The following is a 26845-nucleotide window of genomic DNA, read 5'->3' as shown; positions in this document are numbered from 1 at the left end:
AGAAAACGCTTGTGTTCTCCCGGCAGGTCAGGTCCCGGCGCTGACTGGCGTCCACTCGGTCGGCTGGTCGCGGAGACCGTCCACACGGAGGTCAAGGTCGCCCGCGTCGGCGCGAACGTCGACCCGCCCATCGAAGAACTGTGCCACGCTTTCGACGACCTGCTCCTCGTGAGCGTTCGGGTCAAGCACGCAGATACCGAGGCCGTCGGCGGTTCCGACCCGGCCGGTGATGGTGTTGAGGAACCGGTACACCGCCCTGACGTCGTCGCTGTAGACGAGTAGCGGCGTCAGCGTGATGATGCCCGTCCGAACCCGTGTGTAGCCGCTGGCGTACGTCGATTCGTAGTGGCCGGAGTACTCGATACCGATGCCGGTCAGGTCCGCCGGCGTGCTGACCCCAGAGACGCTGTCGTCCGGCAGGTCGCCGCTCTCCTGTGCGCAGTCGATGACGCGGACCCGCTCGCGGTCGAGCACGCCGCCGTGCCGCTCGAAGTCCTCTAGCATCGTTGCCGCATCGCTGTCCGTCGAGACGAGGACGGTCCCGCCGTCGGCATCAGCGCTACAGAGCAGTCGCAGTCCCATCTCCCGCGCGCCGCTCAGAACCGGCCCGGTCACGAGCAGACTCGTTCCCGGATCGACCGGATTCAGCGGCAGTCCGTCGAACGTGTATCGTCCGTCCCGTCGCTGCGACATCAGGGATCCCCCTGAAGCCGTCGCCGCAACAGCAGTTGTTCCTCGACCTCGTCAGCGAATCGCCGGAGGTCGTCTAGTTCCGCCTGTGTGTAGCGCCGTGGCTCGCCGTCGGTACAACAGACCGCACCGATTGCGTTCCCCGCTTCGTCGGTGAGTCTGACGCCTGCGTAGGACCTGATATCGAGTCGCTTCAGCGCGTCGACGTTAGCGAAACGGGGGTCCTCGTGAGTGTCCTCGACGACCATCGTCTCGTCTGAGAGAATCGTGTGGGTACAGATGGTGTCCTCGCGAGAGAGTGTCCGCCAGTTGGCCCCCTCACACGCCAGAAATCGCTCCTCGTGTTCGTCCATGAGGCCGACAAAGGCCACGTCGATGTCGAAGTGGCTGGTCATGAGCGCCGTCAGTCGGTCGAACGTGTCGATTGCTGCCAATCGGTCGACGTCGTATCGCTGGACAGCGGCTAGCCGCTCCGTCTCGGTCTCCGGAACGGGATAGGCCGCCTGCGTTACCTCGGCGGCAGCCATGGCGGCGACATCAGCGACCCGCTCCTGTGACTCCGGAACCGTTCGCGGTACGTACTCGACGACCTGTTCGGGGCCGCCGCGCGGAAGGTCCGAGGGTGCATGTTCAGTATAGAGGATAACCACACAGTCCGGATTCACCTCACGGACCGCATCTACTACGTCGAACCCGTCTCCGTCCTCGAAGTCAAACGCCGTCACAACGCAGTCAACCGACCGGTCAAGCGCCGCATCTAGCGTATCGACGGACCCGACCTCTTTGACCGCGAGTCCGGCGTCGGCAAGCGCGTCGACCGTCTCCCCACGCTCGCCAGTGTCCGACTGGGCACAGAGAACGGTCGGCGAATCACTCATCACGGCCGTATATACGTGGACGGATACACAAAGCGTTGGTGTCCATGCTAGGTGGAAAACGAAGGCTTTTGACGTGGGACTGCCGACTCTGGGTCAAATGAATCACGACGCTGTCCGGAGGTGGGTATCGTGACGCGCGGTCTGACTGAAATTACGGTCGTCGGTGAGGACGATACGGGCCTCATCGCCGAAGTGACCTCGCTCCTGTTCGAGCGCAGCATCAACATCGAGGACCTCGATCAGGCCGTCCGGGAGGGGGTCTTCCGGATGACCATGCGCGTCGACACCTCCGAGATGGTGACGACGGAGGAGAAACTCCGCGAGGACCTCACCGAACTCGGCGATGACCTCGGCGTCGACGTACAGGTTCGGTTCCCGTCTGACCGTGAGACACAGACCATTGCCGTCCTCGTCACGAAGGAGTCACACTGTCTGGAGGCCCTGTTCGAAGCGTGGGCCAACGGTGACCTCGGGGCCGACATCGAGGTGGTCATCGGGAACCACGACGACCTCGAACCGCTGGCGGCGAAATACGACGTCCCGTTCCACGACATCGGCGACGAGAAAGGGACGCCGGACGAGGACCAACTGCTCGACCTGCTCGCACAGTACGACGCCGACCTCATCGCGCTGGCGCGCTACATGCGCATCCTCTCGCCGGATGTCGTCTTCCGCTACGAGAGCCGCATCATCAACGTCCACCCGAGCCTGCTGCCCGCCTTCCCCGGCGCGTCGGCGTACATGCAGGCCATCGAGGAGGGCGTCCGTATTGCCGGGGTCACCGCCCACTACGTGACGACAGATCTGGACCAAGGGCCGATTATCACCCAGCGGGCGTTCAACGTCCCGGACGACGCCACCGAAGAAGAGCTCCAGCAGATCGGCCAGCCGCTGGAAGCCGAAGCGCTCATAGAGGCCATCAAGCTCCATCTCAACGACGAAGTGAACGTCCACCGCGGCCGGACGAAACTGCGGGACCCCGAGGAAAGCTCGGCCCAGCTCGGCGCGCCGGAGAAACTCGACCAGCTGAACCCTGACCGTCCTATCGACGGCCTCGGCGAGTTCGTCGCCGAAGACGACGGTGAGATAGAAGCTGACGACTGAAAAATCGCTGTCTTTTACTGCTCTCAGAGTTCGCTGGCGGCGCTGACGGCCTCGGCGAATGACGGCGCGTCGAACACGTCGCCGCCGACGTATGCGTTCGTGCCGGCACAGTAGAGATCCCGCGCGATCTGAATTACGTCGTCATCGAGCGGCGTGGGGGACTCCACACAGAGGGATTTCCAGTCGGCGACGCCTTCCTCGTCGGCCCGCTGTTTGGCCTCGCTCACGGCCTCGACCCATTCGGGCTGAGTACGCTTGTGGTACTGGCGGATGACCTCTTTGCTGACCTGCTGCCCCTCGTAGGAGAAGCGGTTCTCGTCGAACGTACCGACCACGTCGGCAACGCGAATCTCACCGTCGTAGTACAGACACTCGATTTTCCCGTCCTCGTGGACGAGGTCGGCCTCCGCGGCCTGTTCGGTGACAATGTGATTCACTGCGCGAGCCAGTTCCTCCAGCCGACCGATGTCAGCCGTCCCGGCGATGCGGTCGGCTGCCTCCCGGTCGAGATACCGGTCCTGCTCCTCGTATTTCGTCGAGAACTCGACGATTGGCTCGTCGAGATCGACGACCTCCTCGGGCCAAGTGTCGTAGTCGAGTCCGTGGTCGGCGGGGTCAGTTCGGGACCGCAGCGACGACCCGACGCCGACGCGGTTCCGGAAGACGATTTCGAGTGGAATGAGGTAGTTCTCACCCGCATCGGCGTGGTAGGCGTCGTAATCGTAGCGCCCGCTCTCGAAGGGCAGGTCCGGGACCTGCGTGAGTTCGATGACCATCTCCTCGGGGGCGGCGTCGGCCGACAGCGCCTCACCGAGGTCTACCACCTCGTCGCTGTCTGGGAGCCTGACACCCTCGTAGTGTGTCGGGACGTGGTTTTCCTCCAGCAACTGGAAGTTGTACGCGCCCATCGTACACAGCGACGCGCCCTTGTCGGGGATTTGATCGGGCATCTTGCCCCAGTCGAACACGGAGTAGTCGTCCGTGAACACGAACGCGCCGCGGCCGAGTTCCTCGGCTGTCGCCGGTTCGTCCACGCGGAATTCCTTGACGCTCGTCATTGTGCCCGCCTTTCGCGTCGGGGACAAAGACGTTTCTCACTCGCGCTCGGAAGGCAACGTTTTCTGTCGGGCTGTCGACTGACCGTCTGATGGTTTCCAGTCTGTTGGTCGAAGTTGCGATCATCGTCATCGCGACGGCAGCGATCTGGAAAGGGAGCGACTGGCTTGAGTCTTCGAGCGAGCGGCTTGCGACGTACTATGGCCTGCCCGACGTCGTTCAGGGGGCGATCATCGTCGCTGTCGGGTCAAGCTTCCCGGAGGTCGCAACTGTCGTCGTCGCGGCGCTCGGCGGGTCGATGCCGCTTGGCGTCGGCGCAATCGTCGGTTCGGCGATCTTCAATATCCTCATCATCCCCGCAGTCGCGGGCATCGCCACGGACGACGAACTCGAATCGAGTCGGACGCTCGTCTACAAGGAGGCGCAGTTCTATATGCTCGCCGTCTCAGTCCTGCTCATCACGATGGCGCTTGCGGTCATCTACTACCCCGGCGAGGCGACGCTCACGGGCGTCATCACCCGGCCGCTGGCGGCGATTCCGCTCGCGCTATACGGGCTGTACGTCTTCATCCAGTATCAGGACACGGCCGACCACGACCCGGGGGAAGACTGGACCGCCGGAATCTCGGTCGGGCGACAGTGGCTCTTCCTCCTGCTGGGTCTGGCTGTCATTCTTATCGCAGTAGAGAATCTGGTCCACGCCGTCAAGGTCATCGGCCGGGCCGCCGGTGTTCAAGAGTTTTTGCTCGGCGCGACGATTCTCGCGGCGGCGACGAGTCTCCCTGACACGCTCGTCAGCGTCAGGGCGGCCCGCGACGACCGCGGGGTCACGTCGCTTGCGAACGTCCTCGGTTCGAACACCTTCGACCTGCTCGTCGCCATCCCGCTTGGCGTTCTTATCGCCGGCGCGTGGACCGTCGACTTCGCGATGGCTGTGCCGATGTTTGGCGTCCTGACCGGGGCGACGATACTCCTGTTTACTGTTCTCCGGACTGACCTCGTATTAACCGAGCCAGAATCGTATGCGCTACTCGTCGCCTACGCGGTTTTCGTCGTCTGGATTATCGTCGAGACTGCGGGCTGGATCGGTGGCGTGTTGCCGACCTGACCCAGCGCTCGCTTGCGCCCCGGAACACGGGGACCTGTCGACCTTGTGGACCATGTGCGTACCCATACGTTTTTGACCGTTCTTTCCCTCCTGTCCAGCAATGCCGGACGTCCCAGAGACCGTCGGTACTCCGGACGGCTCCGTCGAGTTCGAGCACCGTCCGACGACTGACCAGTCGTTCGAGAACGCGCTCGCCAAGGCGAGAAACGGGACGCGACTGACGGTCGACGACGCAGTCGAACTCTTCACGACGGGCACCGACCGGGACGGCATCGACCACTGCCGGAAAGAGCAGGTGCTCGAAGCGGCCGACCGACGCCGAGCCGAGGTCGTCGGCGACGAAGTCACCTTCGTCGCGAACCTCAACAACAACGTCACGACGGCCTGCAACACTGGCTGTCTGTTCTGTAACTTCAAGGACCGCTCCGAGCAGTTCCGGAGCGACTATCAGGAGGACCACGGCGGCTTCACGAAGACGCCGAGTGAGTCCCGAGAAATCGTGCGGGACGCACTCGACCGCGGTATCTACGAGGTCTGTTCGGTGTCGGGGCTCCATCCCGCGCTTGCGCTGGACGATGAACACAGGGAGATACTGGAGACGAGCGACCGCGGCGACCTGAACTACCGCTCGCCCGAGGAGTACGAGAAAGACCCGGCCACCTACTGTGAGCAGATTCGGGCGATGAACGTCGGCGGCGTCCACCTCCACTCGATGACGCCGGAGGAGGCCTATCATGCCCGTCGCGGCACCGACTGGTCCTACGAGGAGGTCTTCAGTCGACTGAAAGACGCCGGCCTCGACAGCGTCCCCGGCACGGCGGCCGAAATCCTTGTCGACGAGGTTCGGGATGTCATCTGTCCGGGCAAGATCGGGACTGATGAGTGGCTCGAAGCGATGGAGGCGGCTGCGACGGTCGGTCTCGATATGACCTCGACGATGATGTACGGCCACGTCGAGAACGAACGCCACCGCGCGCTGCACCTGAAGCGTATCCGGGACCTGCAGGACCGAACCGGCGCGATTACGGAGTTCGTCCCGCTCTCGTTCGTTCACGAGGAGACGCCGCTGTACGAGCGTGGGATGGTCGATGGCGGTGCGACGGTCGACGAGGACGAACTGCTGATTGCCGTCTCCCGGCTCTTCCTCGACAACATCGACCATATTCAGGCCTCGTGGGTCAAATACGGCGACACACAGGGACTGAAAATGCTCACCTGCGGTGCGGACGACTTCATGGGGACCATCCTCTCAGAGGAAATCACCAAACGCGCTGGCGGCGACTACGGCGAGTTCCGGTCGTTTCAGGAGTACGCCGACATGATCTCCGCTATCGGTCGGACGCCGGTCGAGCGGTCGACGGACTACGAACAGCGCCGCATTATCGACCCCGACGCCGACGTGCTCGGTCCGCAACTCGGGCCGCAGGCTGACGGAACGCCATTACTCAGATGAATTAGTGGACCACGGCTGGGCACTGGCCGTGGCCGACGTGGTAGAGTATTCTGCCTAGAACTGCTGTCAGAGGCACGCCCAAGCATGATATGTATTGGTGCGCCAGCATATGTGTAGCTACAGCCTAGGTGACTAGGTGATTGGTGTCCAGTATCCGCTCTGGCCCTGATGGCTGTGTATGGACAGAGACTTCGCTCGGGTGTCACAGCGCAACTGGATTCACGCCCCGGTCCAGTATCGACCGGAACCGCTCGCCGGCGTCGTCCTCGGCCCCGATAGCTGCCTCGATGGGCTCCGAGAGCCAACCGTCGTCAATGAAACGGTCGTAGACCGGCAACCGCTCCGTCAGGGGAACCTCGGCAGCCTCGGCGACGGCTGTCAGTTCCTGCAGCGCGGGCCACTCGTACTCGGGGTTGATGTGGTCAACCGTGACCGGTGAGACGCCGCCCAAATCGTCGATGCCGCAGTCTGTCAGGTCACGGGCGGGCGCGAGGTTCGGGGGGACCTGTACTGACACTTCCTCGGGAAGCGCCGAGCGCGCCATTGCCGTCACCCGGCGCATCGTCGCCAAGTCGGGGGAGCCTCCCTGCCAGCGCTCGTTCTCGACAACTGGCTGGACGATGACCTCCTGAATGTGTCCGTATCGCTCGTGCATCTCACGGATAGCAAGCAGGCTCTCGGCCCGGTGGTACCAGTCCTCACCGATGCCGACGAGGATGCCCGTCGTGAACGGAACACCGAGCTCGCCGGCCACACGGAGCGTGTTGAGACGCTGGCCGGGGCTTTTCGCCCGTGGGCCACCGTGGGCTTGGACCTCCGTGGTCGTCTCCAGCATGACGCCCATCGAGGCGTTCAGGTCGGCGACGTGGGCCATCTGTTCGCGCGTCTGGTCGCCGGGGTTGGCGTGTGGCAGCAACCCCTCCTCTAGCGCGATTTCACAGGCCTCCCGGAGGTATTCGTGGATGGAGTCGTGGCCCCACTGGGCGAGCTGGTCGTGGACAGCGGTGTACCGGTCATCCGGATCGTCGCCGAAGGTAAACAGTGCCTCGGTACAGCCGGCGTCGGCCCCGCGGCGGCAGGTCTCCCGTATCTCCTCGCGGTCCATCAGCTCCGCCTGCCCCGGCGGGTCGTAGTACGTGCAGTACGTGCAAGTGTACCGGCAGGCGGTCGTCAGCGGCAGGAACACGTTCCGGCAATAGGACAGCGCCGACGCGGCCTCGACGTCTTCGGGCATCACCGATAGCACCCGCTCGATATCGGCGTCCGGAATCTCGATAGCGATGTCATGCGCGTCCGTGCCGGGTATCACGTCCCGGGGTGTGCACCCCACAGACAAAAACCTTCACTCGCGGTGTGCGGTGACACGGCCGTCTGTGAGCGACAGACTGAAACCGGCGTCAGCGAGCCAGTCCGCGGCCGCGCCGTCGCTGTGTAACAGCACCTCCGCGAGGTCGCCCGGTTCGTCGATATCGGTCGCGAGCCGCCGGGAGTCGACTTCGGTCACGCTGGCTCCGACATCCTTGGCGATTCGCCGGTGGTCGCGTATCGACGCGCCGTGGTAGTCCACCCTGAAATCGGGGTGACGACAGACGAAGGCGTTCGTCCCGCCGCCCAAGCCCGGGGCCAGCACCACGTCGTCACTGGGGCCGAGCAGTCGCTCGATGCTCTCGCGAGTCACGAGCGGGAGGTCGGCCATCACGACAGCAAGCGCTCGTTCGCCGTCAGTCACTGTCGACGCGAGCAAGTCGTTGACGAGCGCGTCAAGTCCGCGGTCGTCGACAGTGACTGGCACAGCACAGTCGAGTGGTGCTGTTGAGATAACCTCGGGTTCGTACCCCACCGCTGTCACCGCGTCGACGACGTCTGCGAGCATCGCTTCGGTAAAATCACGGCGCTCGTCGGGAGATAGAACGGATGCAAGTCGTGTTTTAGGGGTAGACCCCGAGACGGGGACGACGAGACGCATTACAGCTTGGAGTACTCGTCCTCACTCATCTGGGTGTACGCGTAGTAGCCGCCACCGACCAGCAACAGGAGGACGATGAGTCCACCGCCGACCAGCAGGAGCGTTCGCTGGGTCTGGGCGCTCTGCTGGGCCTGTTGTGCCTTACTCTCGGCCTGCCCGGCGAGGTCTTGGGCGTTCTGGAAGTTCCCGTTTTCGTAGGAGGAGATGGCGCTACTGACCAGCTCCTCGGCGTTTTCGTTTCCACCAGCCGCGTCGATTGCAGCCTGTGCGTCGTCGATTGCCTGTCTGGCTGACTGACTCTCCTCGGTGTAATGGTGGGCGGTATCGTTGCGGAACTCGTTCTCGTTGCTCCCGCTGATTCGACTGAGGGAGGCGACCTGATAGTTCTGTGCCGGGTCGTACGTGTAGTTGGAGATCGCCGGTGCCGTGCCGACGAGTTCGACGCGAACTTGGTCACCGTTGTTGTCGATTTCCAGATCCTGTTCGAAGGACTGGTCGCCGTAGGTTTCCTGACTTACCTGGTTACCCGCACGCAACACAGTAACCGTCCAGCTAACGTCGTTGAATTCGGTCGATCCGGCGAGCGTCCATTCGTTCGGCGCGTCGGTGAACGGGTCGTCTATCGTGTACGTCACCGATACCTCTTCGTCGACAGCCGTCTCGGTCGGGACGCCTTCGGCAGAGACAGAGAACGCACTCGCTGTGCCGGCAGTCGCGAGTAGCGCGACAACACAGAGGAGTGCGGCGGTCTTGTTAGAACAGCGGATCAAGTTCATCTTCGTCGTCTTCGACCAAGTCCTCTAAGTTATCTTCGCTTTGGTTACGGATATCGTCGATGTTGTCCTGCGCCTCGATGGCGACCTGCTGGAGTTCCTTGATCCGCGGAACGTTGTGGACGCCAGCCAGCAGGATGGATGCGGCCACCTTCGGGGCGTTGGTCGGATAGTCGCCACCGCGGACCTCCATCGAACCGGTTTGCTCCTCAAGCCACTTCCGGCCGCGTTCTATCCCTTTCCGGTTCAGGTGCTCTGGCGGCCCGGCCATCACGAGCAAGGCACGCTCTGCACCTTCGATCTCACAGGGGAGTGTCAGTCGGCCGAGCGCGGCTTTCCGGACGAGCGATGTGATCCGGTTCGTCGTGTTTGCCGTATCCATCCCGTCGTCAGACGAGTCGTCGCCCTTGAACCGCGAGAGCAGGCCGCCGCCGCCCGACGAGACTTCCACATCCTCGGAGGCGTAGCCGACGGTGGAGACGCCGCCGCCGTCGAGCGTGTTGATGATCTCGGAGGAGTCGACGACGCTCTCTGCGACGTTGTCGCCGGCCTCGATCTCGCCGGCCCCGAACAGCACGCCGAAGCGCCGGACGATCTCCTCGTTGATGTGGTCGTAGCCGCCCTCGACGGACTCGCCGGTCTGTCGCCATGCGTCGTTGTCAAACACCATGAGGTTGTCCACCTCGCGCACGAACGTCTGGAACGAACGGGCGGCGTTGAGGGTGTAGATGCCACCCTCGTCGCTGCCCGGCAGGACGCCCAGACCGTACACCGGCTCGGTGTAGATGCGCTTGAGGTGTTTCGCGACGACCGGCGACCCGCCCGACCCCGTCCCGCCGCCGAGCCCGGCGACGATCAGGAAGGCGTCGACTTCGTGGACAGGGATGTTGTCAATCGCTCCCTGAACCTCGTCGATGTCCTCTTCGGCGATTTCCGCGCCGAGTTCGTTGTCCGCCCCCACGCCGTGGCCCTTGACGCGGGCCTGACCAATGAGCACTCGATTCTCCTCCGGAATGTGTTCTAGCCCAAGCAGGTCTGCTTTCGCTGTATTGACTGCAACAGCCGAGCGGACGATTCCCGAGCCGGTTTCCTTGTCGTACTCGAGGAATTTGTCCACAATTTTGCCACCGGCCTGCCCGAAGCCGATCATCGCCAGTTTCATTATATAGTTCTCCGCTTAAAGGGTCAAAGAGCGATGGCGAGTATAAGTGTTTTGCCCGGATCTCAGCCCTGAAAGTAAGTCTTGAAAACTAATATTATCTAATGCGACTTCTCTAGGGGGTGGCTACTGTCGGCGCTTATCCGCGGAGGTACCCGCTGAGCGTCGTTAAAGAGCCACTACTGACGCCAAACGCGCCGATCTCGTTCGTCGCCGGCGTGTTGTCGAACTTCAGTGACCGGTACTGGTCGGCACCCATCGGGAACCCGACGCTCCCCAGCACAGAGAGTCCAACCTTCGCTAGCGGCATCGGGAGGGGAACGATGCTTACGGATGACTTCTCGGCATCGTAGACCTGATTGGTCACGTCTCTGAGCGTCAGTACTTCCGGCCCGCCGATCTCGTAGGCCTCGCCGACGTGCTCCTCGGATTCGATACTGTCGACGAGCATCGGCACGAGGTCGCCGACCCAGATCGGCTGGAATTTCGTCTGTTTGCCGCCGCCGGGGAGCGGATACAGCGGGACGCCCGGCGCGAACATCCCTTTGAGGCGCTTCGTGAAGGAGACGAACTCCCCGCCCTCGCCGAAGACGACCGACGGGCGGAAGATGGTCCAGTCTAGCGAGGACTCCGTAACGACCTGCTCGGCCCGGCCCTTCGACCGGATGTAATGCGTGTCTCCGTCGGGGTCCGCACCCAGCGCACTCAGCTGGACGAACCGCTCGACTCCGTGTTCCTCTGCGGCTTGCACGCTGTTTTCGGTCCCACCGAGATGGATCCGCTCGTGCATCTCATCGCCGCCGTCCGGCTTGAACAGGGGCGACAGTGCGACAAGATAATACACAGCGTCCTGCCCAGCGAACGCGCTCTCGATGCTGTCGTACTCTGTGACATCCCCGGCGACGGTCTCGACGCCGTCGGGAAGCGTCGCGTCGCCCGGCGACCGGGAGAGCGCAGTGACGGTGTGTCCCCGGTCGTCGAGTTCGCGGCACAGGTGCTGTCCGATGAATCCAGTCCCGCCGACGACAAGTACATCCATAGGCTCCAGTACGGGCGGTAGACCCGTAAAGGTGGGCGTGTTTTCGGCACCGACCGGCCCGCAGTCCGGCCACTTGTGTCAGCCTATAGAGGACTGCTCAGGTCGGGGCGCTTACATCCCCCCACACAGATTATGCGGTATGCTCGTCACGCTCGAAGGACTGGATGGGAGCGGCAAGACGACTGTGTGGGAACGGCTCCAGAGCGACGACGCGGTCCCCGACGAGACTGTGTTCACGCGCGAACCGACCGACACTTGGTATGGCGACGCTGTCCAGCGCTCCATTGACGACGACGACGCGGATTCGCTGGCCGAACTGTTCCTCTATACGGCTGACCACGCTGCACATCTGTCGAACACGGTCCGACCAGCACTCAGAGAGAATCGGCTCGTCGTCTCCGACCGCTACAGCGACTCGCGGTACGCCTATCAGGGTGCCACACTCGCGGAGCACGGGGTGTTCGACGACCCACTGTCGTACGTCAGAGATGTCCACGCTCCATGGACCCGGCCGCCGGATCGGACCGTGTATCTCGATCTCGACCCCGAAACCGCCGCACGGCGCAGCGGCGCGACGAACAAGTTCGAAACCGCAGACTATCTTTCAACGGTTCGTGACAACTACGAGCGACTCATTGAAGCCGATCCGGAGCGGTTCGTTCGCGTCGACGCGACTGCCGACCCGGACACCGTGTACCAGCGGGTCCGGGACGCGATTCTCGATTAGTCCATCGACGCCGGCAGTTCGACCTCGTCGGGGGCTGGCATCCAGAAATAATCGAACGTGATGCCGACGGCGAGCGGAATGATGACGGTCACGAGGATGACGGCCGTCGAACTCCCGAGGTTCGCCCCGAGTCTGAACACGCCACTCAACACGAGGAGAATGACGACCATAACCACCGGACAGAGGAGCAGCGAATAGACGATACTTCCCCACCGCGTGTGCAAACGGACGCGGAAAAAGCGCGTCATGAGCGCCGTCACAGCACTGTTGACCAGCACGATGACAAGCAGGCCGATAATACCGGCGACACTGACCATGTCTGCCGTAGGGCGGCAAGTCCCTTTGCCGTGTCGGAACAACGCGGCTCGCTCACTCCAGACACATGTATGTGCGCGTGTCAGCGACACCGTTGAGCTCCCGGACGTGACCCGACACGGACTGCATGATATCGTACACCTCCGTGCCCGTCGCTTCGGCGATGATGTCGTACTGCCCGGCAACGATGTGAGCCTCGGTGATACCCTCGGCGTCGCGAACTGCCGCAAGGAGTTCTTCGGATTTGCCGGCAGCCGTCTTGATCATAATGAACGCACTAACCATATTCTGGTGTGTTGTGTCATAGCACGAAAAAACTTACGTCAGATAACAACAACGAGTTTGTTGTTTGATGACGTGGTCAAGGCGTCCGGTGGTTCCGCCGGGTGGGTACTTTTATTCACCCCCGCCCCATAGGAGGGTGTATGCGATTCGTTATCGTGGGTGCAGGCCGTGTCGGACTGCGGACGGCTCGCGTCCTGCAAGAGAGTGGCCACGAAGTTGTCCTCATCGAGCGCGATGAGAACGCGGTCGAGCGCGCGCGGACGGCTGGCTTCGAGGTGATCGCAGGCGACGGCGCTATCGAGGAGACACTCGGCGGCGCTGACCTTGAAGCTGCCGACGCGCTCGGCGCGCTCACCGGCGACCTGAACGACAACTTCGTCGCCTGTATGATCGCCAAGGAACACGGCTGTCGAACCGTTATGCGTATCGACGAGGACTACCGCGAGGAGATTTACCGACGCTACGCCTCCGACGTTGACGAGGTTATATACCCGGAACGGCTGGGCGCTATCGCCGCGAAGAACGCACTGCTGGGCGGGAATATCCGCGCAGTCGCCGACATCGCACAGAACCTCCAGCTCGTGGAGTTCACCATCCAGCGGCAATCGCCGATGGAGGGGTACTCACTGTCGGAGTTGGAACTGCCGTCGGATTCCCGGCTGATGGCCCACGGAAAAGGTGAGGCCCCGCTCGACATTCCCGATGCGGACGAAACGCTGGAGGCCGGCGACCGGGTCGTGATACTGGCCGACTTCGGGACGCTCTCCGATGTCCGCAGTATCGTTGTCGGTGAATCAGAACGCGCGACTGCGCTTGGAGGTGCCTGAACATGGTCATTGCCTACGTGATGGTCAAAGCTCATACTGGTGACGCGGATCGTCTGAAAGCGGACATTGAAGCCGTCGACGGCGTTGTCGAGGCCCATATCGTCGCCGGCGATGTCGACTTCATCGCAAAGGTGAACGTGGAGACCCCCGCCGAAGTCAAGGACGTCGCAGCCACACACATTCAGGAAATTCAGGGCGTCGAAACGACACAGACCTATATCGCAATGGACTGAGACGGACCGTTATTTTTGTCTCCGCGCTCGGAACCGTACAGCTACAGCGGCGTCCCGCCGCGCGTGCCCTCGCTCCCACCGGTACTCGCCGAATTGAGCAGGTCAGCGACGACGCCGACGTAGTCGTAACCGGGGATGACGCCTTCGACGTACGTCCCCTCGACATACTCGACAAAGGTCTTGGCGACATCCGCGGCTTCCTGTTCACCACCCATTGTGTACTCGAACGTGACCACGACCTGCTCGCCGGCCTCGCTGACGCTGTAGTCGTCCAGTTCGACCGCCGTTCGGGTCGCTTTCGGCGCGTCCTCCAGCCGCCGCTCCAGCGTCTCGAACCAGCCCTCGATGACGGCGGCACCGACCTCGTCGCTTGTCGCGGCCTGCAGCGACGGTGCTTTGACCGTGACCTCGTAGTTCGTCCGCCACTCTGCACCTTCAGTCGCAGTCACCCGCCCGTCGAAGTTCGTCGTCTCGACAGCGTAGCTATCCCCGGCCGGGACGAGCGCATCGTGTCGGTCGAACGCTTCGGCAACGTCGTCTGGCACATCAGTCATTACACCAGTATAGGCCACAGACGTGCAAAAGCGCGTCGTGTCCGGAGACGCCCTATCCGAACCGCCTGTCACTAACAGTCCCGCCGGAACGCCGCCCCCGAATCTGTGACCGACACAGCTGTGCCACATCTGGGCCACGTCAGACTATCGAGTGTGGCACAACTGAGCGGTCAGGGTTGCATCTTGTGGCCCACTGTGACGACTGCCCCAGGAGCCACAGGGTCCGATGTGTGGCGAGCTCGCATCGTTCTCTGTACTCAGTCGTCGCAGAATGCAAGGGATGGGATTCGAACTCGAACGCAAACGCTCGCAGGGCTCGCGTTTCCGTCGTCCGAATCGCCATCAAAACGGTGCACACGCTCTCACAGCGTTCGAGCGAGTTCATGCGAGGGATGGGATTCGAACCCACGGACCCCTACGGGAGCGGGTCTTAAGCCCACCGCCTTTGGCCAAGCTCGGCTACCCTCGCGCAGATTGAACTCTGCGGGGGCTAGTGAATGGTCCTTTCGGTCTCGGACTGTGAGGTGACCCATCGCGGCTCATCACAGCCACGTCGGCGGGCGGAACTCGATAGCGACCGTGACACGCTTCCCCTCTGACACCTGCCCCTACTCCTCGACCGGGAGTCTGTCGGTCGGGAGGAACTTCGTTCGGTCCGCGTGGTCGAACGTTGCGACCGGTGTCCCGTCCAGCTTTCTGAGCAACGTCTGGAACGTCGCACCGTCGTTTGCAGCCCCAACCGCGTCCCCAGCATCTCGGAGTTTGTACGCGCCAGCGATAAACAGCGAGGCGGCATCCGGGTCGAAGTACTCGACGGCCAGAAACACTTGTTCCCCGACCGTCCGCCGGTACACATCGTACGCCTCTAGAGGGCTCGACTCGACCAGTCGCGTCACTTCTTCGGCCTTGTTGCCCGGAATGACGAACACGAGCTCGAGTCCGTCACCGTCGTCGACTGTCTGCAGGCCCGCATCCCCGGCCGGGACGACGACGGCCTCGCGGCCGTTCGCGCGCCGCTGTTCTGCCAGCGCCTGTGTCTCCTCTAGCGTCTGTTTCCACGATGCCTTGCGGTCGTCCGAACCGGCGGCAAGCCGTTCGAGGTCGTCTGTCCCTTCGCCACCTGTCTTGACCATATCCTGTCGTTACGCCCGCGAGAGGTAAATGGTGGTGTCACTGGACGCCGAAGACGACCTCCATGCTCAGGGAGAGTCCGAGGACGAACAGACTCGCAACGAAGAGCTTCACCGGTGGCGAGAGTCGGTCCTCGGGCGGGGCGAGCGTATCGAGGGGCGGGACGACGCGAGCCAGCACCGACTCGAACGGTGTCCGCTCCCGCGCTGACACGCCAAACGACACGCTGGACTCGTCAGACTCGTCGGAATCGAGGGACGGCGCACGCCACAGGGTGATCGAGGCGTAGCCGAACAGTGCGAAGCCGATAAAAAACAGCGCGAACTTCACTGTCACCCAGCCACCGCCACGGAGCGGCGAGAGCACGCCACCGACAAGCGTTGCTGTGAGTGTAACGCCGAGGGCGTACCACAGCAGGTCGAGTAGCTTCCCCGCCAGGTTATCCATCGTGCGTGTCGTAGCCACGTCGGCGCAGCTCTTCGCCGGGAGAGTCGTGGTCCGCTGCATGCCGATGACAGAAGCTCATCCGTCCGTCATCGACATCGTAGTACTGCGGCGTTTCAGTGTCACACTGACCGCCGAACACTTCCTTGAGGTACGCCCGCGCGGCGTCGGGGTCCCCATCACTGAGATACGTCACAGCCTGTTCGACGTGTTCTCGCACGTCCGGTGGCAGGTCCACATCACTGAACTCTTCCTCGACGATTTCCTCGCCGTCGGCCAACGCGGTATCGAACCCGAGCCGTTCCTTGAGTCGCTCACCGACTGACCGCTCCGCGCGCGACCGCTCGCGAATGACATCGCGGAACTCCCGGATACGGTCCCACACCTCGTCGCTCGCGTCTATGTCTTCAGGCCGAATCCGGACGGGGCACCGCGTTGCGAAGGGGCACCCCTCAGGCGGGTCCCGAGGACTCGGTGGTGATCCGGGCAGGGTAATCCGGTCTGCCTGTGCCGTCGGATCCGGTTCCGGAATCGCGGATAGCAGTGCGCGCGTGTAGGGGTTTTCCGGGTTCTGGAACAGCTGTTCTGTTGGCCCGACTTCCATGAGGTTCCCGAGATACATCACCCCGACGCGGTCACAGATGTGACGGACCACGCTCAGGTCGTGCGCGATGAAGAGGTACGTGAGACCGAACTCCTCTTGGAGCTCCTCCAGCAGATTGAGTATCTGGGCCTGAACGGACACGTCGAGTGCCGAAACGGGCTCGTCGAGGACAACGAACTCCGGTTCGAGTGCGAGCGCACGAGCGATGCCAATACGCTGTCGCTGCCCGCCGGAGAACTGGTGGGGATACCGGTAGTAGTGCTCCGGCATGAGCCCGACCTGATCGAGCAGTGTCCGTACCTTCTCCCGACGCTCGCGGGCCGTGCCCTGTTCGTGGACGTCCAGCGGTTCGCGGATGATCTCGCCGACAGTCATCCGGTCGTTGAGGCTCGATTCGGGGTCCTGAAACACCATCTGGGCGTTACGGCGCCACTTCTTGAGGTCCCCGCCGCTGAGTTCGGTTATATCCGTTCCATCGAACGAGACTGTCCCGGACGTGGCCGTCTCCAGTTGGATGAGCGTCCGACCCAGAGTGGTCTTGCCACAGCCGGATTCACCGACTAGCCCAAACGTCTCGCCGCGCGAGATCTCGAAGTTTACGCCGTCGACGGCTTTCACCGGGTCTCCCCCGAGCAGTCCACCGCCTTCGTAGTACGTCTTCAGGTCCTGCACATCGAGCAACGTCTCGCCGGTCTGGTGTGGGACAGTATCGACGACTGATTCACTCATCTGTGTCACCCCCTTCTAGTTGTCCGCCGGCGTCTCCGGCACTGTGGCCGTGGCCACCATCGGCCCGGGCGTCGCTGTCTTCAGACCCGACCGGACCGGTATCGTCACCAGCCTTTCGACGCTCAGCCGGCCAGTCGTCCGCCGACAGCGCCTCGCTTGCCTCGGCGCCCGTCTGGTCCGCGTTCTCTTCGTGGTGTGTCACAGTATCGTCGGTAGGCATGTCTTCAGGGTACAGGAGACAGGCGGCGGTGTGGTCTGCTGATTCGCCGACCTCCACATGGGCGGGATGGACCCGCTCACACTCGTCGAAGCCCTTCGGGCACCGGCTGACGAACCGGCAGTACGACGCCGATTCGTGTGGCGTCGGCACGTCCCCTTCGATAGTGGGTAGCCGATCCGCACTGGGGTTCCGACCGGGAATGCTCTGCAGCAGCCCCTGCGTGTATGGGTGGTGTGGGTTCGCGAACAGTTCCTCTACGGGCGCTTTCTCGACGACTTCGCCCGCGTACATCACGGCGACGCGGTCAGCGACCTCCGCGATGACGCCCATGTCGTGCGTGATGAACATGATACCGATGTCACGCTCCGTCTGAATTTCCTGTAGCAGGTCCAGAATCTGGGCCTGAATAGTGACATCGAGCGCTGTCGTCGGCTCATCACAGATGAGCAGGTCGGGGTCACAGGCCAGTGCCATCGCGATGACGGCTCGCTGACGCATTCCGCCGGAGAACTCGTGGGGGAACTCATCGACGCGCCGTGCCGCGTCGGGGATGCCGACCGCACGCAGCAGTTCGATGGCTTCCGATTTGGCTTCGGCCCCCTCCATATTTCGGTGGAGCTCCAGCGCCTCGATAATCTGGTTCCCGACAGTGTACACCGGGTTGAGCGAGCTCAGCGGGTCCTGAAACACCATTGCGATGTCCCCGCCACGAACTGACCGATACTGCTTTTCGGAAAGCGTCGTCAGCTCTCTCCCGTCTAGTCGGATGGACGACTCCTCGCGGATTTCGCCCGGACTGTCGACCAGTCCCATTATCGAGCGTGCCGTGACACTCTTGCCCGAGCCGGATTCGCCGACGATACCGAGTGTCTCGCCGCGCGAGATCTCGAAGGAAACCCCGTCGACAGCGCGGATCTCCTCCCGCTCGCTGTGGAACACGGTTCGGAGGTTGTCCACGGCCAGCAGCGGCTCGCCGTCGTCGCTGTGGCTCATCCGCCACCACCTCCGGCGGCCGCGCCAGTCGCACCGCCTTCGGCACCCTCACTCTGTGGGTCGATGGCGTCACGAATCCCATCACTCAGGGCGTTGAAGCCGGTGACAACCAGCGTAATCAGGATGCCCGGAATGAGCGAGATGTGCCAGGACTGACTGGCGATGTACTGTTGTCCGATGTTGATCGCTCGCCCCCACTCAGGAGTCGGGGCGGTGATCCCGAGTCCGAGGAACGAGAGGGCAGAGACCGAGATAATGACGCCACCGAGCGTCAGGGAGGCGTACACCAGTAGATAGCCGAGGATATACGGTGCCATATGTTTTCGCATAATCACAGTCGGTCGCTGGCCGTAACTCTTTGCCGCGTCGACCCACTCCTGTTCGCCGACTTGTAATGCAGGGCCACGGACCGCTCGCCACAGCCCCGGCCAGCGTATCAACGCAAACAGAAGGATGAACAGCATCGCCCCGTTGTAGATCTCTGCTATCCAGTGGTTCTTGAACACCACTGTCGCAAGAATCACCAGCAGCAACGCTGGCATTGCCTGTACGGAGTCGCTGGTCAGGACCACGATGAGGTCAGTCACCCCCTTGTAGTAGGCGGTCACTAATGCGAGCGTCGTTGCGATAAAGCCCGCAATCGCCATCGACCCGAGGCCGATGAACAGCGACACTCGTGCGCCAAAGGCGAGGAAGGTGAACAGGTCCTTGCCGCTGACGAGCGTTCCGACAGGGTGGAACCGCCCGAAGTCGTCGTAACTCCAGAGCCCGACGTTGCTGTCCCCGCTCCCGCGCGAAGCGGAGCCGAGATTCGCCTCGCCGATAGTAATCGTTTCGACCGTCTCCGTGTCCTCGTTGAAGTACTGCATCTCGTGGGAGTACGGCCCCTCGATGTTCTCCTCGGCCGTCGTTGGGCCGACAACGGGCGCGAATGCGGCCATTGTGATGAAGAACACGACGACAGCGAGCCCGAACAGGCCCCAGTAGTGGCTCCGGAGGCGGTCGATGACGTCGTCAGTCGGCGTCCAGTTAGCCGCCCGGTAGTGCCGGCGGAAGAGGACGTAGCCGTACCACAGCCAGCCCAGCAACACTGCAACGTAGACATACACCAGCAGGAAGCGAATGAGCCATGCGTACTTCGGCTCAAGGCCGAGGAACGTGCCCTGCCAGCTACTCCCGTCGTAGTACCCGCGGTTGGGTATCAGCTCGCGGCTCAGCAGATGGGGTAGCTCGCCGAAGAAGGCTGCGGCACTCGCAAACGCCTCGGCTCCGGGCGCTCCCGGGACCACCGCGAGTCCGTACCCTATCGCGCCGAGCAGTCCATCGAGGTATGTCGGTCCTTCAAGCAACAGCAGTACACACAGTCCGATTCCCCACAGTAATGCCGGCTTGGGGTGTGCCTTGAGCCGGTCTCTCAGTGGTTGATCGATGTCGTCGGTAAGCTCTGTCTCAGTTTCCATCATCCGTCATACCCCACACGCGGATCGATAATTGTGTACGCGAAGTCCTGTACGATGTTCAGACCGACGATAAGGAGGATGAACAGATACATCAGTGTGCCAACAAGCGGGAGGTCCCCCTGCTCCGCTGCCCGGAAGAACAGGAGGCCGATACCGTTAATCGAGAAGACAGTTTCGACGAGCACCGACCCGCCAATCAGGATGAACGCCTCCGCAGTGATGACTGGCACGAGCGGAATCAGAGCGTTCCGGAAGATGTGCTTCCAGACCAGTACCCGCGGCGAGACGCCTTTGGCCTTGGCCGTCTCGACGTACTTCGAGTTGATCGTTTCGAGAACGGCAGTTCGACCGATCCGCATCTCTGTACCCATCGACGCGGACCCGAGTACGAGTGCCGGCGGCAGTATCTGTTTTGTCGCTTTCGCCAGATTAGTCCATGCCTGTCCCGGGTCGGTTATCAATCTCGTCGGGTTCTTGAGCACGGCGAGGTTCGGCGAGGTCACGACGTTGGTCTCGACGATGAAACTGGTCCAGCTGAATCCAAACAGCTGTTCCGTCTGTGAAAGCACCGTAACCAGAATCACCGCAAGCCAGAAGTTCGGCATCGCTCGCCAGACAATCCCCCCGAAGGAGGCGAAGTAGTCAGAGAACGTGTTGGGATTCAGGCCGGCGTAGAAGCCGAGCGGAATTCCGACTCCGAGGGCGATCAGGACTGCCCAGAACCCGAGCCAGATGGTCCGTGGTGCGTAGCTGATGATGAGTTCGATGGCCGGCGTTCCGGAGTTGATCACCCATGACTGGCCCAGATCAAACAGGAACAGATCACCCATGAAATCGAAGTACTGCTCCCAGAGGGGGTCGTTCAGTCCCAGCCGTTGCTCGATCTGTCGGATCGCGCGGGCATCGCCTTGTGGCCCGAGGATTGCTGCCGCAGGACTGAGCGGCCCCAATCGGATGATTGCGAACGTTACTGTCGTCCCGAAAATAATAACGGGGATTGAGAGTGCCACGCGCTTGAACAGGTATGTGAAGCGGCTCATGGCTTGTCTCGTCTCGGTTGTACGGGTATTTGTGAGTTCATAATCTTTGAGGGCTGCGAACTTGGGACCGTCACCGCTGTGACGGAGGCGAAACGCTAGCGAGGGACGCGACTACTGACGCTCTCCGAGAGAGACAGTGTTCATCTTCTGTCGGCTCGGCCCCATCCCGGCTGGCGGCGTAAAGTCGACGTGGTCGTACCAGAACAACTCCGTCAGTTCGTGGTACACCGGCAGCATTGCGACGTCTTCCCAGTTGGCATCCTCCAACTGGATATATGCGTCGTTCCGGGCGGCTTGGTCTTCCTCTGTCGGTGCTGGGTTCTCGCTGATTGACTGATACGCCTCCGTTGCCTGCTGGGCAGCGTCGCCGTTCTCCGGCTTCCAGTTGACGTACGAAATCGGGAAGTCGAGGCTCGTATCGGTCTGTGGCGGGTTCAGCAGCTGGAGGAAGTTGTCCGGGGCGGGCCAGTCGGCGACCCAGCCAAGCGAGTACATCTCTAGCTCGCCGTTGCGACCACGTTCGAGCAGCGTGTTGAACGGTGCCTGATTGATTTCGAGGTCGATGTACACGCTCTGGAGTTGGTCTCGAAGAATGCTTGCAGTTTCACTCCAGACACCGGACTCGTATATCGTTAGCTCGATGGCAACACGTTCGTTTTCGCCGTAGCCAGCCTCTTCCATCACCGAACGGGCCTCGCCGAGCCGGCTGTCGTCGTAGCCGTACGGGTACTCGTTTTCGGCGCGGTCGTTGTAGTTCTGGGCGCCGCCGGGGAAGACCGATTTCGGCGTGAAGTTGTACGCGGGCTCGCCGCGCTGCTTGAACACCTGCTCGACAACGGTGTGCTGGTTCATCGCGTACGCGACTGCCTGACGAACCGGCTTGGGCACGTTGGCCATATTAAATCCGAGATAGAACACACCGATGTTCGATACACCGGAGTAGTTGGCCGTTGCACCGTTGCGCAACTCGCCGTAGGTCCCGATCTGACGACCCTGATCGTCTTCCTCTTCAACGGATACCTTCGCGGGGTCGTACTGCGCCGTGGGCAATTCAAAGATATCGGCGTTCCGGTTCATCGCGTAGTTGTAATTGGCCGAATCGTTCTCGATGACCGCAAAGTGGACGCCGTCGACGCTCGGGCTTTCGCCGTAATAGTCGTCGTACGCACCGACCCTTGCCTCAGTTCCGGAGTCCCACGTATCGAACTCGAAGGGGCCGTTCCCGATGGGGTTCGAACTGGAGAACTCGGCTTGGGTCATCTCGCCGTCGTACCCTTCGATGTCGCCGACCATACCCTCGGGAACTGGGGAGAAAGAGGAGTACGCGAGCATCTCCAGCGTGGAGGCGAACGGCGATTCCAGCTGAATTTCAAGTGTTGTTTCGTCAACGGCCGTGACACCGAGGGTCCCGGGCTGGTACACTTCCTGTTCTTCGCCGTCGATTGTCTCTGTCGTCGTCTCGTGTGTCACGCCCAGCGAGTCCAGAACGAAGTAGGCACGACTGGAGTTTTCAGATGCAGTCAGTCGCTCGAAGGCGTAGGCGAAGTCACTGGCTGTTACGGTGTCGCCGTTGTGGAAGGTCGCATCCTTCAACTGGAACGTGTAGGTGGTGAAGTCCTCGGATACCTCGTAGTCCGCGGCCATAAGCCCCTCTACGGCGGGCTGGCTGTTGGGATAGTTCATCAGCGGGTCGAACATCTGCTGGATGACAATTCCCGACTGGGTGTCGGTCGCCTCAATCGGGTCCATCGTCGTCATCGTCCCCGTGTTGACCCGCCAGAGGTCCCCGTCCTGTTTCAGGTCGGTCCCGACATCGCCCCCGCTGCTATCCGTCGAGTCCATACCGCCTCCGGTCCCCTCTTCTTCCTCAGTTCCGTCACTATCACCCGAACATCCCGCCAGCGCTGCGGCCGCCGCAGCACTGCCCGTCGCTTTCAGAAACGATCGACGCTCCATGCTACTTGAACGTGGCATATTGAGACCCAAATTGCCCCCCACAAATAGAAGTTTTGTCATACAGTAGCTTGAAATATTAAACTGCTTGCATCAAGAAATTCAGTTTATTATCTATAGTAATCTTACATGATATATCCTGTAACGGCTGGTCTCCGAATACAGAGATTCGACCGTGTAGAACTGAATTATTGGTGTCTCTGACCGCGCGCACCGGTGGCTACGTGGATTGATAGGTGGCAGTGAAGCTGTCGCTATCAGAAACGACGCTACCAGTCGACAGAGAGTGACCCGTCGCCGTTCGGGTCCGGAGCGATTTCTTCGTTGGTTCGCCGGTCGATGACGTGGATGATGCCCCGGTCTTTCTTCGCCGGGCAGGCCTCCGCAGCCGCGATATTGTGATCGAGGTCCGCCTCGTCGATGAAGTAGGTCTCGGGCTTGGCGATGCCAGTGTCCAGATCGAGCGTCCAGTTGCGCGACTTTTCGGCGCACTTGCCCGCGCCGAAGCACTTGTTGGCCTCGAAGATTATCTTGTACGGTTTCTCCTCGATTGGGGGGCCATCCTGTTCGCCGAACTCGCTCGGGTCGACGGTGTCGTCCGCGTCTGCCATTACGCTCCATTCGAGATGGACCGTCTTTCGATTGTCGGTCTCGCCGAGATTCGCCCGTTACGTCTCGGCCGCCGACACGACCTCGACGGGGTCCCCGGCGGTCAGCTCCGAACCGCGGTCGCCCTCGGGAACGCGTGCGATGAGCATCAGCGTGTAGAAGTGGTCGAAGGCGTCCCGGTCGGCCCACTCCGGGAACATCTCCCGCCGGCGTTCGATGAACCGCTCCCGGAACTCCGGGGTTTCCTCGCCGGTGTCAGGGTCCCGCTGGGGGACCACACAGCGACCACAGGGTGTTTCGCCTTCGAAGCGGACGCCACCGGCCCGGAACGCAGGAGCGTCCGCGCCGACGAAGCGGTCCTCCCAGAACGCCGGGACGCCGCCGATCTCGACGTTCGCTCGGAGTCGTCTGCGCAGCCCGTCGACTGTCACCTCGTCGAACCACGACGCCACGGTTTCCAGCGTCGCAGTGCTGATGACCGACGGCCCCATCTCCCGCCGGTCGACGTAGCCGCAGTTCTCGTCGCGTTTGATGGTCAGATCCACGTCGAAGAACGCACCGAGCCAGTCGGCTGCTCGGGTACGGTCTCGCTCATCCCGGAGTTCGAATGACGCGCTGTCGCCGTCGGCTGTGACCGACAGCGTTCCTGTCTCGGCGGTATAGCTGGTGTCGATATCGTGGACGCGATCCGTTCGCTTTCCGTTGACCACGTTGTCGTCGGTGTCGGCCATGGCGAACTCGCGGTCGTGAGCCAGCGTCCCGCCCGGGCGGATCGATACCGAGTCGCAGTCCATGCCGTCCAGCGCCTTGACGGGGTAGACGGTAAGTCGTTCGACGTGTGCCACTGTCAGTGGTTTCGGTGGCCGGGCCTATAGCAGTGTCTTGTTCTGGGACAGCGCGGCGGCGTATCGACCCGGTGCAATGACGATGCGAAGACGCGGCTTGCGAAACTGTGCTCCGGTGTGTTTCCGGCAGTGCTGCGCCCTTATTCCACACTGTCTTGCTCCCGGTCGCAAGCGAAGACGACGCGAAGCGGGCGTCTTCTCCACGGATCGTCGAAAACAAAACGGGAGGCGGTGTTGGGACGATCACTTGAACGACACTATTACGTACCGACTGGGGCAATCAGTCGCCAGACGAATGGTCGAACACACCCGAACGCTAGACTTCAAGATCGCGTTCGCAATCGGGCTGGGGACGATGATAGCAGCCGGGATTTTCTCGCTGTCTGGCACTGCCGTCGCAGCAATCGGGTCGAGCGCCGTCATTGCGTTCGTCATCGCCGCCGTCATCGCGGGCGTTACCGCCGCCGCGTACTCCGAGTTCGCATCGGTCTACTCCGAGAACGGCGGCGGCTACCTCTTCTGTTCGCGAACCTTCGAGGAACGGGACCTGCTGACCTACAGCATCGGGATGTCGTTGTTTCTCGGCTACACCGGGACGACGGCGTTCTACCTCGCGACGATGGACGAGTGGGTCGTCCGCTTCCTCCTCCCCGAATCGCTTCACTTCCTGCCCCACGGGACCGCCGGCGTGGCGACGGCGCTCCTGCTCGGGATCCTCAATGCGCGGGGGACCGAGGAGAGCGGAAGCTTCCAGCTCATCGTCACGGGCGCGAAGGTCGCCGTCCTGATGGCGTTCATCGGCGGCGCGTTCGCCTTCCGCGGTCCTTCGGTGGCCGTCGGCAAGTTCGCCGCTAACTTCGGCGGCGGTCCCGTCGATATCCTCACCATCTCGGCGCTGGCGTTCATCACGTTCTTCGGTTTCTCGGCCATCGCGGCCAGCGCGGGCGAGATAATCGAGCCGAAGCGGACTGTCCCCCGTGCCATCGCCGCGAGCATGCTGACGGTCACCGTCCTCTACGCGTTCGTCATCATCGCGATGGTGAACTCCCCGGTCCCGGCCGAGATTATCGCACAGGAGGGCGAAACGGCGATGGGCCGGGTCGCCGCCTCGTTCCTCGGAAGTATCGGCGAGAGCCTCATCGTCGCCGGCGCGATTTTCTCGATGGTTTCGGCCTCGAACGCCTCGATTCTCGCCGCGAGCAGCATCGGCTCGTTGATGGGGACCCGTGGGCAGGCCCCCCGGCGGTTCTCGCGCATCCATCCCGACTACGGGACGCCGTCGTGGAGCGTTGGGAGCGCGACGGCGGTCATCATTCTGCTCATCGTGTTCTTCATCGCGCTGTTTCCGGCGGAGGGTGGCCTGCTCGCCGGGCTCGGCCTCCATCTGGGGCTGAACGCCCTGACTGGGTTTGCGACGCTGAACCTCCTCATGCCGCTGGCCGTCGTCAACGTCGCACTCATCTACTCCCGGCGGCGGTTCCCGGACATCACGCGCGGCTTCCGCGTGCCGGGCGTCCCGGTCGTGCCGGTCATCGGCGTGCTCGCGAACCTCGGTCTCATCTACAACCTCCCGCCGAAGGGCGTCGTAACCGGGCTGGTTCTGACGGGCGCTATGGTCGTCGCGTACCTCGCGTGGGGCGGTGCGCCGGAGACCGAGGACTTGCTCCGGGAGGTGGTTCCGGAGGCCCCGGCATCGGGTGCGGCGAGCGAAAGCGAGGTTGAAGCGGTCGCCGGGGCCGCTGGAGCGGCCGGAGACGGTGGCTTCCGCATCCTCGTTCCCATCGCACGCCCGGACCGCGCCGCTCGCTACGTCGAACTCGCGGCGGCGCTCGCGGAGGTGTCCGACGAGGACCCAATCGTCCACGTCCTCAACGTGACGCAGGTGCCCGACCAGACGCCTTGGGAATCCGTTCAGGACACCGCGAAGGCACGAACCGAGCGGATCCGGTCAGAGCTAGACGAGAACGGGTACGGCGTCGACTTCCTCATCGAGGGCCACACCTGCCGCGACGTAGCCTTCGACATCCTCCAGACGGCGCGCGACGACGACGCCGACCTCATCCTCATGGGGTATCCCGAGCGCCATCAGGACGTCACCGAGACTGTCGAGCGCGAAGCGCCCTGTGACGTGTTCTTTGCCGACAAGACCACGTCCGCGGACGACCTCGACGTGATCAACATCGGTGCGGGCGGCGGCCCACACCACCAAGCAGTGCTCCCGCTCGTGAACGCGCTCGGGCAACTGGGGAGCGACCTCCACCTCATCAACGTCAGTACCGACGACAAGGGGGCCAACGAGGCCCCGGGCACCACGCTCGATGCACTCGAAGGCGTCGAGACGACGCAAGTCCACAACGTCCGGGCCGGGACCGTCGCCGACGGCCTCGTCGAGACTGCGGCGGAGAACGGCGGTGTGCTGGTCATCGGTGCGTCGCGGGACCGCTGGCTCAGGCAGGCCCTGTTCGGCAGCACGCCTGACGAGGTCATCGCCCTCGCCGCCGAGCGGGACGTGCCAGTCCTCGTCTACGCCAGCCAGACCGGGGTTTCCGGTCGGCTGAGCGAGCGGCTGTTCCCGATTACACGCTATCTCAGAAAGCGGCTATCGCGGTCCGGCCCGAAACAGGGCTCCAGCCCCGACTGGAACTAGTTC

General features: G+C 62.5%; 27 protein-coding genes and 1 tRNA gene. 7 read left to right on the top strand and 21 right to left on the bottom strand.

Going from position 1 to position 26845, the window contains the following annotated elements; genetic code table 11:
* Positions 1–27: 27 nt before the first annotated feature.
* Both Har1129_RS12375 and Har1129_RS12370 read right to left on the bottom strand, forming a co-directional pair.
* Positions 28–693 (bottom strand): hypothetical protein, encoded by a 666-nt coding sequence (locus Har1129_RS12375; RefSeq protein ID WP_151100935.1) that lies wholly within the window; start codon positions 691–693, stop codon positions 28–30.
* Positions 693–1568, bottom strand: a complete 876-nt coding sequence (locus Har1129_RS12370) for a GAF domain-containing protein (RefSeq protein WP_151100934.1) — start codon at positions 1566–1568, stop codon at positions 693–695. Before Har1129_RS12370 ends, Har1129_RS12375 begins: the two co-directional genes overlap by 1 nt.
* Positions 1569–1688: 120 nt before the next feature.
* Between Har1129_RS12370 and Har1129_RS12365 the strand changes: the two genes are divergently transcribed.
* Positions 1689–2672: a formyltetrahydrofolate deformylase gene (locus Har1129_RS12365; protein ID WP_151100933.1), complete on the top strand. Its 984-nt coding sequence runs from the start codon at positions 1689–1691 to the stop codon at positions 2670–2672.
* Positions 2673–2695: 23 nt separating this feature from the next.
* Here the strand turns inward: Har1129_RS12365 and Har1129_RS12360 are convergent, their stop codons facing one another.
* Positions 2696–3730 carry a phosphoribosylaminoimidazolesuccinocarboxamide synthase gene (locus Har1129_RS12360; RefSeq protein WP_151100932.1) on the bottom strand — a complete coding sequence of 345 codons (1035 nt, stop codon included), beginning with the start codon at positions 3728–3730 and terminating at the stop codon, positions 2696–2698.
* An 89-nt stretch (positions 3731–3819) separates the two neighbouring features.
* Here Har1129_RS12360 and Har1129_RS12355 point away from each other — a divergent pair, with 89 nt between their 5' ends.
* Together Har1129_RS12355 and cofH are read left to right on the top strand one after the other, a co-directional pair.
* Positions 3820–4836: a sodium:calcium antiporter gene (locus Har1129_RS12355; protein ID WP_151100931.1), complete on the top strand. Its 1017-nt coding sequence runs from the start codon at positions 3820–3822 to the stop codon at positions 4834–4836.
* A gap of 100 nt (positions 4837–4936) precedes the next feature.
* Positions 4937–6289 carry a 7,8-didemethyl-8-hydroxy-5-deazariboflavin synthase subunit CofH gene (cofH, locus tag Har1129_RS12350; protein ID WP_151100930.1) on the top strand — a complete coding sequence of 451 codons (1353 nt, stop codon included), beginning with the start codon at positions 4937–4939 and terminating at the stop codon, positions 6287–6289.
* 202 nt (positions 6290–6491) lie between these two features.
* On the opposite strand, the gene cofG is transcribed toward cofH, so the two are convergent.
* The 5 genes from cofG to Har1129_RS12325 form a co-directional block, all read right to left on the bottom strand.
* Complete coding sequence (gene cofG / locus Har1129_RS12345) at positions 6492–7598, bottom strand: 7,8-didemethyl-8-hydroxy-5-deazariboflavin synthase subunit CofG (protein WP_151100929.1); 1107 nt, start codon at positions 7596–7598, stop codon at positions 6492–6494.
* Between the two features lie 33 nt (positions 7599–7631).
* Positions 7632–8255 (bottom strand): 2-phospho-L-lactate guanylyltransferase, encoded by a 624-nt coding sequence (cofC, locus tag Har1129_RS12340; protein WP_151100928.1) that lies wholly within the window; start codon positions 8253–8255, stop codon positions 7632–7634.
* A complete protein-coding gene (locus Har1129_RS12335; protein ID WP_151100927.1) occupies positions 8255–9031 on the bottom strand; it encodes a hypothetical protein in 777 nt (258 codons plus the stop codon). The genes cofC and Har1129_RS12335 overlap by 1 nt, the downstream gene beginning before the upstream one ends.
* Complete coding sequence (locus Har1129_RS12330) at positions 9009–10190, bottom strand: tubulin/FtsZ family protein (protein WP_005536054.1); 1182 nt, start codon at positions 10188–10190, stop codon at positions 9009–9011. The genes Har1129_RS12335 and Har1129_RS12330 overlap by 23 nt, the downstream gene beginning before the upstream one ends.
* A 136-nt stretch (positions 10191–10326) precedes the next feature.
* Positions 10327–11226 carry a complex I NDUFA9 subunit family protein gene (locus Har1129_RS12325; RefSeq protein ID WP_151100926.1) on the bottom strand — a complete coding sequence of 300 codons (900 nt, stop codon included), beginning with the start codon at positions 11224–11226 and terminating at the stop codon, positions 10327–10329.
* A 139-nt stretch (positions 11227–11365) separates the two neighbouring features.
* Between Har1129_RS12325 and tmk the strand changes: the two genes are divergently transcribed.
* Positions 11366–11953, top strand: a complete 588-nt coding sequence (gene tmk / locus Har1129_RS12320) for a dTMP kinase (RefSeq protein WP_151100925.1) — start codon at positions 11366–11368, stop codon at positions 11951–11953.
* Here tmk and Har1129_RS12315 read toward each other — a convergent pair.
* Both Har1129_RS12315 and Har1129_RS12310 read right to left on the bottom strand, forming a co-directional pair.
* Positions 11950–12270, bottom strand: a complete 321-nt coding sequence (locus tag Har1129_RS12315) for a hypothetical protein (RefSeq protein WP_151100924.1) — start codon at positions 12268–12270, stop codon at positions 11950–11952. The two genes, tmk and Har1129_RS12315, sit on opposite strands and share 4 nt — an antisense overlap.
* Before the next feature lie 52 nt (positions 12271–12322).
* Positions 12323–12553: an Lrp/AsnC family transcriptional regulator gene (locus Har1129_RS12310; protein ID WP_151100923.1), complete on the bottom strand. Its 231-nt coding sequence runs from the start codon at positions 12551–12553 to the stop codon at positions 12323–12325.
* Positions 12554–12693: 140 nt separating this feature from the next.
* Between Har1129_RS12310 and Har1129_RS12305 the strand changes: the two genes are divergently transcribed.
* Positions 12694–13380, top strand: coding sequence for a TrkA family potassium uptake protein (locus Har1129_RS12305; RefSeq protein WP_151100922.1), 687 nt, complete (start codon positions 12694–12696; stop codon positions 13378–13380).
* A 2-nt stretch (positions 13381–13382) separates the two neighbouring features.
* On the top strand, positions 13383–13613 hold the full coding sequence (locus Har1129_RS12300; protein ID WP_151100921.1) for an Lrp/AsnC family transcriptional regulator: 231 nt from the start codon (positions 13383–13385) through the stop codon (positions 13611–13613).
* A gap of 41 nt (positions 13614–13654) precedes the next feature.
* On the opposite strand, the gene Har1129_RS12295 is transcribed toward Har1129_RS12300, so the two are convergent.
* The 11 genes from Har1129_RS12295 to Har1129_RS12245 all read right to left on the bottom strand — a co-directional run bounded on the left by Har1129_RS12295 (position 13655) and on the right by Har1129_RS12245 (position 24195).
* The gene (locus tag Har1129_RS12295; protein WP_151100920.1) at positions 13655–14167 is read right to left on the bottom strand and encodes a DUF5813 family protein; all 513 of its coding nucleotides are present in this window, start codon (positions 14165–14167) and stop codon (positions 13655–13657) included.
* 384 nt (positions 14168–14551) lie between these two features.
* Positions 14552–14636 (bottom strand) — tRNA-Leu (locus tag Har1129_RS12290).
* Positions 14637–14775: 139 nt separating this feature from the next.
* A complete protein-coding gene (locus Har1129_RS12285) occupies positions 14776–15300 on the bottom strand; it encodes a hypothetical protein (protein ID WP_151100919.1) in 525 nt (174 codons plus the stop codon).
* A 37-nt stretch (positions 15301–15337) separates the two neighbouring features.
* A complete protein-coding gene (locus Har1129_RS12280) occupies positions 15338–15745 on the bottom strand; it encodes a hypothetical protein (protein ID WP_151100918.1) in 408 nt (135 codons plus the stop codon).
* Positions 15738–17075 carry an ABC transporter ATP-binding protein gene (locus tag Har1129_RS12275; protein WP_151100917.1) on the bottom strand — a complete coding sequence of 446 codons (1338 nt, stop codon included), beginning with the start codon at positions 17073–17075 and terminating at the stop codon, positions 15738–15740. The genes Har1129_RS12280 and Har1129_RS12275 overlap by 8 nt, the downstream gene beginning before the upstream one ends.
* Positions 17068–18288, bottom strand: coding sequence for an ABC transporter ATP-binding protein (locus tag Har1129_RS12270; protein WP_151100916.1), 1221 nt, complete (start codon positions 18286–18288; stop codon positions 17068–17070). Before Har1129_RS12270 ends, Har1129_RS12275 begins: the two co-directional genes overlap by 8 nt.
* Entirely contained in the window at positions 18285–19748 is a 1464-nt protein-coding gene (locus Har1129_RS12265; protein ID WP_370455415.1) for an ABC transporter permease, read from the bottom strand. Before Har1129_RS12265 ends, Har1129_RS12270 begins: the two co-directional genes overlap by 4 nt.
* Positions 19748–20788, bottom strand: a complete 1041-nt coding sequence (locus Har1129_RS12260) for an ABC transporter permease (RefSeq protein WP_151100914.1) — start codon at positions 20786–20788, stop codon at positions 19748–19750. The genes Har1129_RS12265 and Har1129_RS12260 overlap by 1 nt, the downstream gene beginning before the upstream one ends.
* Before the next feature lie 111 nt (positions 20789–20899).
* On the bottom strand, positions 20900–22744 hold the full coding sequence (locus Har1129_RS12255) for an ABC transporter substrate-binding protein (protein ID WP_151102143.1): 1845 nt from the start codon (positions 22742–22744) through the stop codon (positions 20900–20902).
* Between the two features lie 266 nt (positions 22745–23010).
* Complete coding sequence (locus Har1129_RS12250; protein ID WP_151100913.1) at positions 23011–23352, bottom strand: ferredoxin; 342 nt, start codon at positions 23350–23352, stop codon at positions 23011–23013.
* 57 nt (positions 23353–23409) lie between these two features.
* Positions 23410–24195 (bottom strand): MOSC domain-containing protein, encoded by a 786-nt coding sequence (locus tag Har1129_RS12245; protein WP_151100912.1) that lies wholly within the window; start codon positions 24193–24195, stop codon positions 23410–23412.
* A gap of 295 nt (positions 24196–24490) precedes the next feature.
* Between Har1129_RS12245 and Har1129_RS12240 the strand changes: the two genes are divergently transcribed.
* Positions 24491–26842, top strand: a complete 2352-nt coding sequence (locus Har1129_RS12240; RefSeq protein ID WP_151100911.1) for an amino acid permease — start codon at positions 24491–24493, stop codon at positions 26840–26842.
* Positions 26843–26845 lie beyond the last annotated feature (3 nt).

The sequence above is a fragment of the Haloarcula sp. CBA1129 genome (assembly GCF_008729015.1).
In the GTDB taxonomy this organism is placed as follows: Archaea; Halobacteriota; Halobacteria; order Halobacteriales; family Haloarculaceae; genus Haloarcula.
This window is presented reverse-complemented; position numbering and strand designations above follow the sequence as displayed.

Coding starts and splice junctions, on each gene's coding strand:
- Har1129_RS12375 (WP_151100935.1), bottom strand. CDS start 693: ATGTCGCAGCGACGGGACGGACGATACACGTTCGACGGACTGCCGCTG.
- Har1129_RS12370 (WP_151100934.1), bottom strand. CDS start 1,568: ATGAGTGATTCGCCGACCGTTCTCTGTGCCCAGTCGGACACTGGCGAG.
- Har1129_RS12360 (WP_151100932.1), bottom strand. CDS start 3,730: ATGACGAGCGTCAAGGAATTCCGCGTGGACGAACCGGCGACAGCCGAG.
- Har1129_RS12355 (WP_151100931.1), top strand. CDS start 3,820: ATGGTTTCCAGTCTGTTGGTCGAAGTTGCGATCATCGTCATCGCGACG.
- cofH (WP_151100930.1), top strand. CDS start 4,937: ATGCCGGACGTCCCAGAGACCGTCGGTACTCCGGACGGCTCCGTCGAG.
- cofC (WP_151100928.1), bottom strand. CDS start 8,255: ATGCGTCTCGTCGTCCCCGTCTCGGGGTCTACCCCTAAAACACGACTT.
- Har1129_RS12335 (WP_151100927.1), bottom strand. CDS start 9,031: ATGAACTTGATCCGCTGTTCTAACAAGACCGCCGCACTCCTCTGTGTT.
- Har1129_RS12330 (WP_005536054.1), bottom strand. CDS start 10,190: ATGAAACTGGCGATGATCGGCTTCGGGCAGGCCGGTGGCAAAATTGTG.
- Har1129_RS12325 (WP_151100926.1), bottom strand. CDS start 11,226: ATGGATGTACTTGTCGTCGGCGGGACTGGATTCATCGGACAGCACCTG.
- tmk (WP_151100925.1), top strand. CDS start 11,366: ATGCTCGTCACGCTCGAAGGACTGGATGGGAGCGGCAAGACGACTGTG.
- Har1129_RS12315 (WP_151100924.1), bottom strand. CDS start 12,270: ATGGTCAGTGTCGCCGGTATTATCGGCCTGCTTGTCATCGTGCTGGTC.
- Har1129_RS12310 (WP_151100923.1), bottom strand. CDS start 12,553: ATGGTTAGTGCGTTCATTATGATCAAGACGGCTGCCGGCAAATCCGAA.
- Har1129_RS12305 (WP_151100922.1), top strand. CDS start 12,694: ATGCGATTCGTTATCGTGGGTGCAGGCCGTGTCGGACTGCGGACGGCT.
- Har1129_RS12300 (WP_151100921.1), top strand. CDS start 13,383: ATGGTCATTGCCTACGTGATGGTCAAAGCTCATACTGGTGACGCGGAT.
- Har1129_RS12295 (WP_151100920.1), bottom strand. CDS start 14,167: ATGACTGATGTGCCAGACGACGTTGCCGAAGCGTTCGACCGACACGAT.
- Har1129_RS12285 (WP_151100919.1), bottom strand. CDS start 15,300: ATGGTCAAGACAGGTGGCGAAGGGACAGACGACCTCGAACGGCTTGCC.
- Har1129_RS12280 (WP_151100918.1), bottom strand. CDS start 15,745: ATGGATAACCTGGCGGGGAAGCTACTCGACCTGCTGTGGTACGCCCTC.
- Har1129_RS12275 (WP_151100917.1), bottom strand. CDS start 17,075: ATGAGTGAATCAGTCGTCGATACTGTCCCACACCAGACCGGCGAGACG.
- Har1129_RS12270 (WP_151100916.1), bottom strand. CDS start 18,288: ATGAGCCACAGCGACGACGGCGAGCCGCTGCTGGCCGTGGACAACCTC.
- Har1129_RS12265 (WP_370455415.1), bottom strand. CDS start 19,748: ATGGAAACTGAGACAGAGCTTACCGACGACATCGATCAACCACTGAGA.
- Har1129_RS12260 (WP_151100914.1), bottom strand. CDS start 20,788: ATGAGCCGCTTCACATACCTGTTCAAGCGCGTGGCACTCTCAATCCCC.
- Har1129_RS12255 (WP_151102143.1), bottom strand. CDS start 22,744: ATGGAGCGTCGATCGTTTCTGAAAGCGACGGGCAGTGCTGCGGCGGCC.
- Har1129_RS12250 (WP_151100913.1), bottom strand. CDS start 23,352: ATGGCAGACGCGGACGACACCGTCGACCCGAGCGAGTTCGGCGAACAG.
- Har1129_RS12240 (WP_151100911.1), top strand. CDS start 24,491: ATGGTCGAACACACCCGAACGCTAGACTTCAAGATCGCGTTCGCAATC.